Source organism: Paenibacillus polymyxa M1 (assembly GCF_000237325.1).
GTDB classification, from domain to species: domain Bacteria; phylum Bacillota; class Bacilli; order Paenibacillales; family Paenibacillaceae; genus Paenibacillus; species Paenibacillus polymyxa_C.
The window spans coordinates 4,979,114-4,992,684 of sequence record NC_017542.1; the positions used below are offsets into that span (position 1 = coordinate 4,979,114).

Annotated in this window: 10 protein-coding genes and 1 pseudogene; 8 read left to right on the forward strand and 3 right to left on the reverse strand. The window is 38.9% G+C overall.

All coding sequences use genetic code 11. From position 1 onward, the window contains the following. Positions 1–85 precede the first annotated feature (85 nt). The 4 genes and pseudogenes from PPM_RS22535 (at position 86) to PPM_RS22550 (ending at position 4,767) form a co-directional block, all read left to right on the forward strand. The gene (locus tag PPM_RS22535) at positions 86–763 is read left to right on the forward strand and encodes an ABC transporter ATP-binding protein (protein WP_013373138.1); all 678 of its coding nucleotides are present in this window, start codon (positions 86–88) and stop codon (positions 761–763) included. Next, on the forward strand, positions 760–3,312 hold the full coding sequence (locus PPM_RS22540; RefSeq protein WP_013373139.1) for an ABC transporter permease: 2,553 nt from the start codon (positions 760–762) through the stop codon (positions 3,310–3,312). Before PPM_RS22535 ends, PPM_RS22540 begins: the two co-directional genes overlap by 4 nt. A gap of 213 nt (positions 3,313–3,525) precedes the next feature. Continuing rightward, positions 3,526–4,150: pseudogene (locus PPM_RS22545) on the forward strand (response regulator transcription factor). 164 nt (positions 4,151–4,314) lie between these two features. Beyond that, on the forward strand, positions 4,315–4,767 hold the full coding sequence (locus PPM_RS22550) for a histidine kinase dimerization/phospho-acceptor domain-containing protein (RefSeq protein ID WP_013373142.1): 453 nt from the start codon (positions 4,315–4,317) through the stop codon (positions 4,765–4,767). A 486-nt stretch (positions 4,768–5,253) separates the two neighbouring features. On the opposite strand, the gene PPM_RS30440 is transcribed toward PPM_RS22550, so the two are convergent. Then, positions 5,254–5,382: a hypothetical protein gene (locus PPM_RS30440; protein WP_013373144.1), complete on the reverse strand. Its 129-nt coding sequence runs from the start codon at positions 5,380–5,382 to the stop codon at positions 5,254–5,256. Positions 5,383–5,787: 405 nt separating this feature from the next. Between PPM_RS30440 and PPM_RS22555 the strand changes: the two genes are divergently transcribed. Together PPM_RS22555 and PPM_RS22560 are read left to right on the forward strand one after the other, a co-directional pair. Then, a complete protein-coding gene (locus PPM_RS22555; protein WP_013373145.1) occupies positions 5,788–6,465 on the forward strand; it encodes an ABC transporter ATP-binding protein in 678 nt (225 codons plus the stop codon). Continuing rightward, positions 6,462–9,020 carry an ABC transporter permease gene (locus PPM_RS22560; protein ID WP_013373146.1) on the forward strand — a complete coding sequence of 853 codons (2,559 nt, stop codon included), beginning with the start codon at positions 6,462–6,464 and terminating at the stop codon, positions 9,018–9,020. Before PPM_RS22555 ends, PPM_RS22560 begins: the two co-directional genes overlap by 4 nt. 305 nt (positions 9,021–9,325) lie before the next feature. Here the strand turns inward: PPM_RS22560 and PPM_RS22565 are convergent, their stop codons facing one another. Together PPM_RS22565 and PPM_RS22570 are read right to left on the reverse strand one after the other, a co-directional pair. Continuing rightward, positions 9,326–10,381, reverse strand: a complete 1,056-nt coding sequence (locus PPM_RS22565; protein ID WP_013373147.1) for a radical SAM/SPASM domain-containing protein — start codon at positions 10,379–10,381, stop codon at positions 9,326–9,328. A 25-nt stretch (positions 10,382–10,406) separates the two neighbouring features. Next, complete coding sequence (locus tag PPM_RS22570) at positions 10,407–11,639, reverse strand: radical SAM/SPASM domain-containing protein (protein WP_013373148.1); 1,233 nt, start codon at positions 11,637–11,639, stop codon at positions 10,407–10,409. A 325-nt stretch (positions 11,640–11,964) separates the two neighbouring features. Between PPM_RS22570 and PPM_RS22575 the strand changes: the two genes are divergently transcribed. Further along, positions 11,965–12,924, forward strand: a complete 960-nt coding sequence (locus PPM_RS22575) for an ABC transporter transmembrane domain-containing protein (RefSeq protein WP_013373149.1) — start codon at positions 11,965–11,967, stop codon at positions 12,922–12,924. A gap of 1 nt (position 12,925) precedes the next feature. Next, positions 12,926–13,546 (forward strand): ABC transporter ATP-binding protein, encoded by a 621-nt coding sequence (locus PPM_RS22580; protein WP_013373150.1) that lies wholly within the window; start codon positions 12,926–12,928, stop codon positions 13,544–13,546. Positions 13,547–13,571: the final 25 nt, after the last annotated feature.

The following is a 13,571-nucleotide window of genomic DNA, read 5'->3' on the forward strand; positions in this document are numbered from 1 at the left end:
AGAAAGATTGTAGAAAGATCAGTGTGTTAATGTCTGTACTGTAGATGACTACGATCCAGACATTTTTTTGTGGAGGAGAACGTATATGGCTCTATTGAAAACTCAGGCATTAAAGAAGCATTACGGTAATGGAGATACTGCTGTTCATGCCTTAGACAGCGTAAATCTGGAGGTGGAAAGCGGAGAATTTGTCGCTATTGTCGGTACATCCGGGAGCGGCAAATCTACCCTTCTGCATATGCTGGGTGGACTTGATCGTCCAACAAGTGGAGACGTTACGATTGACGGCAAAGATATTTTTACATTGAAGGACGAAGAATTGACAATTTTTCGCAGACGAAAGATTGGCTTCGTGTTTCAAAATTACAACCTGGTGCCTGTCTTAAATGTCTACGAAAATATTGTGCTTCCTATTGAACTGGACGGTAAAGAACCGGACAAAGCCCACGTAGATAAAATTGTACATACCTTGGGCCTTGACCACAAAATGAATAATCTGCCAAACAATCTTTCCGGTGGACAACAGCAACGTGTAGCTATTGCCAGAGCACTGGCAGCCAAGCCCGCCATTATCTTGGCAGATGAACCCACCGGAAATCTGGACAGTAAAACGAGTCTGGATGTGATGGGATTGATCAAAGTATCCAGCCAACAGTTCGCCCAAACGATGGTGATGATTACTCATAATGAGGAAATCGCGCAGATGGCAGACCGCATCATCCGCATTGAGGACGGTAAAATAGTAGGTGGTGCGACCCGATGATCAAAGTAAAAAACAGTAAGGCGGTTCGTAATTTATCAGATAAAAGTTTTAAAGCCAATAAAATCCGCAATATTATTGCGATTATCGCTATTGCCTTAACCACTTTGTTATTTACATCTGTGTTTACTATGGGGATTGGCGCGATGGAAAGTTTCCAGCAGGCAACGATGCGACAGGCTGGTGGGGGAGGGCAGGGTATTCTCAAATATATCAACGAAGAGGAATTTAATCACATCAAAGACCACCCTCTTATTAAAGAGATAGCGTATAGTCGCTTGTTAAGTGAAAAAGTGACAAACGAGCAATTTTTAAAGCGTCGTGCGGAGTTCTGGTATCATGACGATTTAGGGCTAAAGCTAGGATTGATTGAGCTAGAAAAAGGCCACAAACCGGTGGCAGAAAATGAGGTTATCTCGGACTCTAGTACCTTACAGTTACTGGGTATCCCCCTGAAAGAGGGCGCCCCATTGACCTTGAAGCTTGAGGTTCACGGCAAAATGGTACAGCGTGAATTTATCCTCTCCGGCTGGTGGAAGAGTGACCCCGCCGCCATGATAGCCAGAGGTCAAATTTATGCTTCTAAAGCTTATGTGGATGCACATGCCGAAGAATTACGCTACACATATAAGCAGGATCATGATATGACCGGAGCCATCAATGCAGATATCATGTTCGATAACAGCTCGAACATGCGGGAAAATCTTAATAAAGTGATTACAGAAAGCGGTTATTCCCTAGACCAAAATGCACCGAACTACATTGCAAGTTCTGTGAACTGGGCGTATCTTTCCAACACCTTCAGTTCGAACCCTGAAGCCGTCTTTCCCCTAGCCACTGGTCTGTTACTGATCATGCTTACTGGCTATCTAATCATCTATAATATTTTCCAAATCTCGGTGATGCGTGATATTCGTTTCTACGGTCTTCTAAAAACCATCGGCACAACCAGCAGACAAATCAGCAGAATCATCCGCAGACAGGCATTATTTCTTTCCTTAATCGGGGTTCCCATCGGCTTGCTCGGGGGTTTTGGTGTCGGAAAATCGCTTATCCCTCTGCTGCTTATGAACAATTATAGGCACGCTGAGGTAACCCTATCCCCCAACCCATGGATTTTTATCGACTCCGCTCTGTTTGCAGTCGTGACAGTTATGATCAGTGCATATAAGCCTAGCAGAATTGCGGCGACTGTGTCTCCGATCGAGGCAGTAAGATACGTAGACGGAGCTACCAAAAAGGGGAAGAAAAAACTAAAAAAATCAACTAACGGTGCTAAAATGCCACTGATGGCTCGAGTCAACTTAGGGCGCAATAAGAAGCGGACTACTTTGGTTCTGCTTAGCCTTTCTCTAGGTCTAGTACTACTGAATACTACTTTTACATTATCCCAAAGTCTGGATATGAATAAGTATGTGTCTAAAAGCCATGACACTGACTTTCTAATTGCACATGCTGATTATTTTCAAGAACATTTCACAGGCCCTGACAATGCGACGACGGAAAGCTATATTCAGGCCGTACAGGCACAACCCGGTTTTGAAGAAGGTGGACGATTGTACAGTGGCAGTAATTTATTCACTGTCGAGCATAAAGAGAACAAAGAGGGGATGAAGTTGTACGGGGAAATCGTCACTCCTGACGCTCGCGGCAACTTATCTGCAATAGTGTACGGGCTTGAAGATCTCCCCCTTCACCGACTACAATTAATTGATGGTGAACTTGATTATGGCAAGCTAGCTTCAGGAAAGTACATCCTGGAAGGGGTCAGGTTAGACAATTACGATAATCCTGAAATGGAACTATCCGTATACAAAGTAGGTGAAAAGGTTACTCTTCATAAGTATATGGGCACAGCAAATGCCCAGGAGTACACTAGCCATGAATTCACAGTGCTTGGTCATGTTGGCGTAAAATCATCCAATTCTGGTGTAGCCGTTGCTAGTTATACTGACTTCTATCTCCCGGCGGATATCTACAAGACGCTTGTGAAGAAGCCTGTGATAATGAGTTATGCCTTTAATGTATCCGACAGTAAAGAAAAAACGATGGAGAACTTTATAAAGAATTATACCGAAATAAAGGAGCCAGTGATGGACTATCGGTCCAAATCCACCGTAATTGCCGAGCTTTCAGGTATGCAAAAAACGATTTTGATGATCGGCGGTACGCTCAGTATTATTATTGGTGTGATTGGCATTGTTAATTTTGCAAACGCGCTTCTAACTAGTATTCTGACCCGCCATCAAGAATTTGCTATACTACAAAGCATCGGCATGACTAATAAACAATTAAAAACAATGCTTGTATATGAGGGGATGTACTATGTACTCGGCACCAGCATATGCTCCATCTTATTAGGAAGCCTACTTTCCGTCTTGATTGCGAAACCCCTGAGTGCCCAAATATGGTTTATGAGTTATAAATTTATTATCTGGCCGCTGATCCTCATGTTGCCTGTTCTGCTCGTGCTTGGGATCTGTCTTCCTCTCGCTATTTATTCTCTGAGTGACAGGAAAACTATCGTAGAACGACTGCGAACAGCAGAATAAATCCCCCTGTAAAGAAAATGACCTGGTCAAAACTTTTGGCTGGGTCATTTCATGGTTATTCAACAGTGGTTTAATACCTACTCCTTGAACCATGAGCAAATAAGAGCATATCCTGTAAAATAGAAATAGAGAATGGGCGGCTCTCATTTACATTTTTATTGTGAGCGGTTGTTAGAGCTCGGAATTGTTTAACCAAAATACAAGAGGAGAATAATGAACTATATAATAATTATCGAGGATGATATCGCCTTGAGTAACGGGATTGTTCCTGATCTTAAAGAACCTAACAACCTATTTACGCAAGCGTATGACATAGCTACTGCAAAAGAACAATTGAACGTCACTGCCTTTGACCTAATGATTCTTGATGTGAATTTGCCGGATGGAAGTGGACTCGACCTTTTAACCCATATACGTAAAAAAAAACAACTGTACCAGTCGTCGTTCTGACTGCGAATGATATGGAAACAGATATTGTCACTGAGTTCGAATTGGGTGCTGGGGGCCAAAGTAGATATTCAGCTAAAAAGAGCTAGGTATCCGCTTACAGATTCCTTTCAGCTTGACAATTCTTCCTTTTCATTTGAGAGGATGGCATTTATTAAGAATGGCACACCCATTGAACTAAGTAAAACTGAGCAAAAATTGTTGCGCATCCTAATCGATCAAGCAATACTGTATCTCGCGATCGCTTGATTGACAGCATATGGACAACTGATGGAGCTGAGTTTGTAGGTAAAAATGCCTTGGCGGTTACAACAAATTGGCGGATTCCCCCTCCTCTCCCGAATACATTAAAACAGTTTATGGGCTGGGATATAGATGGGCGGTGAAGTGATATGATAATACTTAACCATGTGTATATAGGAATTGCTCTACCTTTGCTGCCGCGGCTGTCGTTCTTCTATATCGTAAAAACATACATAAAATCATGCATCCACCGAAATAATTATTGATGATGCAATTAATGAGGAATTTGCAGAGCATGCTTTTGACGAATCCGTGTTATCCTCTGTAGAAACCAGGCTTGCGCAATTTCTTTCTATTTGCTCTGTCTTCTCAACAAATCTGCTGGTAGAGAAGAATAAGATAAACAAGCTCATTTCCGACATCTCCCACCAAACGAAGACACCTGTTGCCAACATCCTTCTCTACGCACAACTGCTTAGTGAGCATGATTTACCTGAGGATAGCTCTTCTTGTATAAAAGCTTTGGCTTCACGAGCAGAAAAACTTAATTTCCTGACCAATACATTGGTGAAAACATCGCGACTAAAAGTGGGGATTATCACGGTATCGCCGAGGCAGGAATCTGTTCAAGAGCTGCTGCACGTTGCACGGGAGCAAATGATTCCAAAGGCAGATACCAAAGACATCTCTATTGTTATGGAGAATACACCGATTCATACTTGCTTTGTTCTGAAATGGATGGCTGTATTATGGACAATGCTGTAAAATATACAGAAACGGGCGGGAACTTAGTAGTATGTAAAATCAAGAGAAAACATTCACTTCCAGAGCCTATGTAGACGCACTGCATAGTATTACGGAGAGAACGCTTATCCCCTTGAGGAAGACTCGTCGAATTATCATGGATCATAATGTAAACTGTTCCTATATTCGACATACCTGGTATGGATACGAGAACGATCATAGCGCTAATTTTTTCTTTGTTCATAATCATCCTTATCGACTACTTTACCATCTACAATTGAGTGAAGCTTCACGGATACCAATTAGCTCCATGAATTTCGCTATTGACAATTGTGCAGACTCCAAATGATAAGGAACAAGCCTCATGACGGCAGCAGCACAGAACATGAAAGAGGGTGTTCTACCGGAATCGCCTAGGAAAATAGAGCACTACTCTACTCACCCAGATATGATGCAAAAGAAAGTACCCTCGTCTTAAAAGACGAGGGTATTAGACAAAATCATTCTTTAAGTGGTTTGCAAGGTATTAGAGCTACAATGTCCATTGGGTTCGAGACAATCAAAATTGCAATGATTAGGATTACATTGTACTTCCATATCAAAATCTACATTTTCTAAAATCTCGATTTTTTCCATGTTAATTCCACCTCCTTTCACTATTAAAATATCATTAAAAATACCTCTAAATTTTCTATTGTAAAAATCAGCATGCTATTTGGCATAATTAGCAGATTAGACCGGGATGCCCCTCCTTCTCTTTGATCCTCTCATCTCTTTTTGCTTTTATAATATCAATACCGTTAACATCCCTTCATATCCTGCAAGTATAAATATCTTTTGATATAACAAATATTTCAGACAGAGTCTGTCCCTCCTACATTTCCCAACACCCATTACAATCCGATCTTTCTACTCTCACTCAAATAATCTTTCAATTCTGTTAGATTTCAGAAAGATTGTAGAAAGAAAGAGGTATTATAATAAAATTTGTATTGTAAGCAATTACGATGCAGATATTTTTATTGGGAGGAAAGCAAAAAAATGAAGATATTAGAAACCAGAGGGCTAAGAAAAACTTACGGTAACGGGGATACCGCTGTTCATGCCTTAGATGGTGTGAATCTGGAGGTGGAAAGCGGTGAATTTGTCGCTATCGTTGGTACATCCGGTAGCGGGAAGTCCACCCTTCTACATATGCTTGGTGGGCTGGATCGGCCTACAAGCGGAAACGTAACCGTTGACGGCAAGGATATCTATTCTCTAAAAAATGAAGAATTGACCATTTTCCGCCGAAGAAAGATTGGCTTCGTGTTTCAAAATTATAATCTAGTTCCAGTCTTAAATGTCTATGAGAATATCGTGCTCCCCATTGAACTGGATGGGAAACAACCAGACAAAGCCTATCTGACCCAAATTACAAATACACTGGGGCTTAAGAACAAATTAAACAATCTACCAAGCAATCTTTCGGGAGGTCAGCAGCAGCGAGTCGCTATTGCGAGAGCACTGGCGACGAAACCAGCCATTATTTTGGCTGACGAGCCTACTGGCAACCTGGACAGTAAAACCAGTCTGGATGTGATGGGATTGATCAAGGTATCCAGCCAGCAGTTCGCCCAGACAATGGTGATGATTACCCACAACGAGGAAATCGCGCAGATGGCAGATCGCATCATCCGCATTGAGGACGGTAAAATAGTAGGTGGTGCGACTAGATGATCAAAATAAAAAACAGTAAGGCAGTTCGTAATTTATCAGATAAAAGTTTTAAAGCGAATAAAACCCGCAATATTATTGCGATTATCGCTATTGCCTTAACCACTTTGTTATTTACATCTCTGTTTACTATGGGGATTGGCGCGATAGAAAGTCTCCAGCAGGCAACGATGCGGCAGTCCGGGGGAACTGCGCATGCTTTACTTAAATATATCAACGATGAGGAATTTAATCAGGTCAAAGACCACCCTCTTATTAAGGAGATAGCATATAACCGCTTGTTAAGTGGAAAGGTAACAAACGAGCAATTTTTAAAGCGCAAAACGGAGTTCTGGTATCATGACGATGTAGGGCTAAAGCTAGGATTGATTGAGCTAGAAAAAGGCCACAAACCGGTGGCAGAAAATGAGGTTATCGCGGACTCTAGCACCTTACAGTTACTGGGTATTCCCCTGAAAGAGGGCGCCACATTGTCCTTGAAGCTTGAGGTTCACGGCAAAATGGTACAGCGTGAATTTATCCTCTCCGGCTGGTGGAAGAGTGACCCCGCCGCCATGATAGACAGAGGTCAAATTTATGCTTCTAAAGCTTATGTGGATGCACATGCCGAAGAATTACGCTACACATATAAGCAGGATCATGATATGACCGGAGCCATCAATGCAGGTATCATGTTCGATAACAGCTCGAACATCCAGGGAAAACTTGATCAAGTGATTACAGAAAGTGGTTATTCCCTTGACAAAAATGCACCGAACTTCATTGAAACTTCTATGAACTGGGCGTATCTTTCCAACACTTTCAGTTCGGACCCTGAAACCATCTTTGTCCTAGCTGGTGGCCTGTTACTGATCATGCTTACTGGCTATTTGATCATCTATAATATTTTCCAAATCTCGGTGATGCGTGATATTCGTTTCTACGGTCTTCTAAAAACCATCGGCACAAGCAGTAGTCAACTCCGTAGGCTCATTCATAGACAGGCATTATTTCTTTCCTTGATCGGGGTTCCCATCGGCTTGCTCGGGGGTTTTGGGGTCGGCAAATCGCTTATCCCTCTGCTGCTTATGAACAATTATAGGCACGCAAATGCTGAGGTAACCCTATCCCCCAGCCCATGGATTTTTATCGGCTCAGCTCTGTTTGCAGTCGTGACAGTTATGATCAGCATTTATAAGCCTATTAGGGTTGCAGCGACTGTGTCTCCAATCGAGGCTGTAAGATACGTAGACGGAGATACCAAAAAGGGTGAGAAAAAACTAAAAAAATCAACTAACGGTGCTAAAATGCCGCTGATGGCTCGAGCCAACTTAGGGCGCAATAAGAAGCGGACCACTTTAGTGCTGCTTAGCCTTTCTCTAGGTTTAATGCTACTGAATACTACTCTTACATTATCCCAGAGTCTGGATATGGATAACTTTGTGTCAAAAAACAATGATACTGACTTTCTGATTGCACATGCTGATTATTTTCAAGAATATTTCACAGGCCCTGACAATGCAACGACGGAAAGCTATATTCAGGCCGTACAGACACAACCCGGTTTTGAAGAAGGTGGACGATTGTACAGTGGCAGCAATTTATTCACTGTCGAGCATAAAGAGAACAAAGAGGGGATGAAGTTGTACGGGGAAATCGTCACTCCTGACGCTCGTGGCAACTTATCTACAGTAGTGTATGGGCTTGAAGCTCTCCCCCTTCACCGACTAAAATTAATTGATGGTGAACTTGATTATGACAAGCTAGCTTCGGGAAAGTATATTTTGGAAGGGATCATATTAGACAATTACGATAATCCTGACATGGAACTATCCGTATACAAAGTAGGTGAAAAGGTTACTCTTCATAACTATATGGGCACAGCAAATGCCCAGGGGTATACTAGTCATGAATTCACAGTGCTTGGTCATGTTGGCGTAAAATCAACCAATTCTGGTGTAGCCGTTCCTACTTATACTAACTTATATCTCCCGGCGGATATCTATAAAACGCTTGTGAAGAAGCCTGTGGTGATGAGTTATGCCTTTAATGTGTCCAATAGTAAAGAAAAAACGATGGAGAGCTTCTTAAAGAACTATACCGAAATAAAGGAGCCAACGATGCATTATAAATCCAAATTCACCTCAATTGACACGCTTTCAGGTATGCAAAAAACAATTCTGATGATCGGCGGTACGCTCAGTATTATTATTGGTGTGATTGGCATTATTAATTTTGCAAACACGCTTCTAACTAGCATTCTGACCCGCCATCAAGAATTTGCTATACTACAAAGCATCGGCATGACCAACAAACAATTAAAAACAATGCTTGTTTATGAGGGGATGTACTATGTGCTCGGCACCAGCTTATGCTCCATCTTATTAGGAAGCCTATTTTCCATCTTGATTGTGAGACCCTTGAGTGCCCAAATATGGTTTATGAGTTATAGATTTATTATCTGGCCGCTGATCCTCGTGCTACTTGTTCTGCTCGTGCTTGGGATCTGTCTTCCTCTCGCTATTTATTCTCTGAGCAACAAGAAAACTATCGTAGAACGACTGCGAACAGCAGAATAAATATCCCCTAGTCAAGAAAAGAAATGACCTAGCAAAAACTTCTGGCTAGGTCATTTCTTATTTACTCACCTCTATAGTTTGTACTTGTTCTCTAACCTCCCTGAAATTAATTATAATAATGAGAAAACAGAGAAAATGCATACGTACCACCTTCAATTTGAACTCTGGTGTGTATATTCTAAACTTCTGTTCTTTGATGGCCATGACAAATCCCCTTTAGAAAGTAGTGCCAGATCACATCATATATGTGCTCTTTTAACACTCTCTACCCAAAGGGGATAATATCACCGTCCCCATCTGAGGAATCAGTGGGTAGAAAGAAGAAGCTCGAAGTTTTTTAATATATATTCATACTCCTTCACTATTGAATAGTGTATCCTTTGAGTTGCACAAAATACGGGTGATGATTCATAATGATTTCCAGTTTGGATTTTATTAATAATTTTACACATTTTGCTGCGACAATTATTATACATAGCACACTTTGTACAATCCCCTTGATCTTTTTGGTTGATTACATCTAAATTGGACAAACGATGTTCAATTATATCAGAAAATACATCCCCCATGGAAAATTCTTCGTGGCCTACTGCAAGAATACAAGGATAAATATTCCCAGCACTAGAAATATGAAAGCTGCTATGACATCCATCGCACGTTCCTCTTGGCCGAAAATATGCGTTTTTGAAATTATATAAAAAATACTGTGCTTTGATGATATCTTTATTCACCATATATGAAAATATTTCGTCAAGATTCTTTTGATAAACTTTCATAAGTTCTTTATTCCAATTCGGATTACTTTCATCTAGCGCAAAGCTGACAGTCGGATACCCTTTTTCAAAAAGGAAAATATAATTGTCAGCAAAATATGAAACATTATTAGGTGTAACAGTCATTCTTACTCGAAAAAAATGTGATTGATGATTAATGTAGTCAAGAGTTTCAATCACTCGATTGAAGCTTCCTTTCCCATTTCTGTATACTCTGTTGATATCGTGACTTTCTTGCTTCCCATCCAAACTAATTGTTAATTGGATATTTTCAGAAACATAATCAAGTATTTCTTGATTATAAATGGTGCCGTTCGTTGTCATTCTAAAAGAAACTTCGCCATGAATTTTTTGCTTTAACTCTTCTACTAGATAACGAATGATCGGATAATTAAGTAATGGTTCCCCCCCATGTAATGCTATGCGTATTTTATCTTTAGGATCCAAAGGATTTGCTGCAAGCTTTTTTTCCGTAAAATCAATAGCTTTTGCAGCCGTTTCCCTACTCATCATTTTTGGTACTTTACTAACATAACAATATTTACATTTCAAGTTACAATCTTCAGTTACCCAATATGTGAAGTTCATGGCATTACTCTCCTTAAATAAAAATTTAGCTATTCCAAACTAGTTCTTGAAGTTGTTTCTTTTGTTTTTGACAAATGGTATCGAACAACTCTTGGTTTTGATGCAAATAGTAGATGTTGCTTATGCAGTGATGGCAAAATAAATTAACGTTGCAGTTCTTACAGGGTTCAAATTCCCATGGTCTTACACATCCGATTTTATTATGATCTGCTTTTGGATTGCCTTTAGCCATTAATTCAATTAAATTATCATCAAATACATTTCCTAAAACAAAATCATCAGAATCCATCAACCCCCCACAAGGATAAATTTTCCCATTACCTCCAATAAATAACTCCCTTTTCCCTGGTGAACAAAGTCGACAGGTAACATCTTGAGAGGTCAGATCATCTACAAATGGCTTTTCGGGAAAAATCTCTTCACTATTCTCTCCTGCCCTTCCAGCGGATGTTAAGATTCTTAAAATAGGTTTAACACCTAATTTTTCACACAAATCAAGGAATTTATCTTCACCTCCATCAAAAGTATATTTTGTAATAACCATTGATAATGCGATTTTTTTCAGCCCATTACTTTGCATTAGTTTTATACTTTTTAGAACTCTACTAAAAACACCTTTGCCTCTAATTTGATCGCAAGTTTCTTCATCATAACCGTCCAGACTAAGGGAAACCTTATCTACATACCTAATCAATTGTTCCACATTTTTTGGGGTTATAAAAAGGCCATTGGTAGAGAGCAAAATGGCTCCGTTGAATGTTTGTTTTATGTACGCCAAAAGCTCCATGATATCTAATCGCATCATAGGCTCTCCACCCGTAACATTGATGGCTTGGGGTTTAAGTACGACGATCTGATCAATGATTTCTTTCACTTTTTCAGTTGTTAGTGCATCGGTAAAATGAGCATCCGCTGAAGCGCTGCAATGTTTACAGTGTAAATTACATCTATTTGTTAATCCTAGATAAACAACATCCAAGACCTCCTCATGAATATTTGTTAATTGTTCTTCGGTTAGAATACATTTGATATTCACCAATTCATAAAAGAGACTTGTTAAATTATGAATAACATCAGCATGTTGAGAACTTTTGGTAGGACTTAATAACGACTCAATCTCCCCATTATTAACCATATCCTTCAGCACAAGATAATAAGATTTAGAGGTTTTCAAAAAAGCTCCTGATTTTGTATTCGCGATAATGACTTGATGATTATGAAATAGTTCACGTGAGTAAGGATTTAAAACATATACCATGATTTTTTCTCCTCTCATACATCCCAAATTCATTTTCCATTCTATTAAATAGATCATGAATTGTTCTGATATTTACTGTTATGTCATAATCTAATGTTTTAATGCCATAAATTGATAATAATCAGAGTTAAATAACAATGGATTCTTTAGAGTATTTGAGGGGATGAGAGAAAGACGCGCTACATCCGTAAAAAACGTATACATAGATGTATTTCACGACATTAAAGAGGTCATTTATACCATAAATATAATTATTAGATATTCGATAGTAGAATGAGAAGTAGCTTCTTTATATATTTGTATCAGAAGGGCGGAATGGAATTTTATGCTTAGAAAATATAATTGGATTTTTAAAGAAGTTCATAAATTTTATCTTTTTATTGTACTTATTTTAGTTTTTCAAGCTTTAGATACAATACTTAGCATGATAATTCCCCAATACATAAGTAAGATTGTTGATTCTGGACTAGTATCCAAAGATCTCTCCTTAATTGTGAAGTTTATAGGAATAGCAACAGGCTTATTTATTCTATCTCACCTATGCAGTTTACTTTGTGAATTCATTTTTGCCGAATTAGGTAAAAGAATCTCTTATGCTATGAAAAAAAAGTTGTTAGAAAAGTTTTTTGTTTTGCCAGGTGAGACCATTACTTCAAACAGCGATAAGCTATTTTCCCTGTTTATTAACGACATTGGAATCATCGAAAGATTAGTATCCCACGGTATCCCTATGCTAATATCAAACTTACTTTTTCTAATTGTTATTTGTATTGTATTGCTTTTTTTCAACTACAAATTATTTACACTTGTACTTTTGATCATGCTTCTAACAATGATTAGTCAAATTTTCTTTAATAAAAGAATTACTCACAAGACAAAAGCAGTCATGAATGCTTATGATGACTCTATTTCTTATATTAGGCATACGCTTGGATCACTTTTATATTCTATTGGAATGGATATAAAAGACTATATTTTGGGAAAGTACATGCCTTTAGAGGAAAAATCACTTGAAGCTTATAGACAGAGAAGCAATACAATTATCGTAGCTTCCACTGTCCCTTCTGTCATTACCTCTATTGGAAGTGTATTGCTTTTGGGGGTGGGTACAATTTTAGTAATGAAAGGCCAAACAAGTATGGGAGTACTGACGGTATTTGTTTATTATTCAAATCAGATCATAAGTCCGATCAAAAGTGTTACAAACTATGTGGCCACTTGGAAGCAGACAAAAGTATCAATCGAAAGAATTGAGTCGATTATAAGAGCTGAAGAGGTGAAATAAAATGGACATAGAATTTAAAAATGTAAGTTATAGCTATAACGGTTTGGAAAAAGCGCTATCCGATGTTTCGTTCTCTGTTCATGGAAATCATATTTATTGCCTTTCAGGACGCAACGGGGCAGGAAAAAGCACACTATTAAAATTACTCACCAAGATTAATTGTAATTATACAGGTGATATCTTAGTGAACGAAAAGGAAATGAGAGAATGGAAACGCAAAGATATTATCAGCAAAGTAGGGATATGCTTCCAGGAACCCGTCATGTATGTAGATACGATCTTTAACAATATAACTCTGGGGCAACAGGGTATCCCTATGAGTCAGCTGAATTCATATATCGAATTATTGGATACCAAGAAATTTATCGAAGAAAGTAAAAAAGATCAAATAATCGGTAAAAATTTTTCTTTATCAGGAGGACAGCAGCAATTAATTTCGATACTGCGGAATATCTATACTAATAAAGAAGTATTAATTTTTGATGAACCCACTTCAAATTTAGATGGTGTTGTAAAAAAGAACTTTATTGATCTATTAGATGATCTAAAGTACAACCATACCATCATATTAATTACACATGATAGTGAACTAGGGAGTAAATATGAACAAATATTGTTGTAATGCAGGAGCAGGACGTAGCTGCATA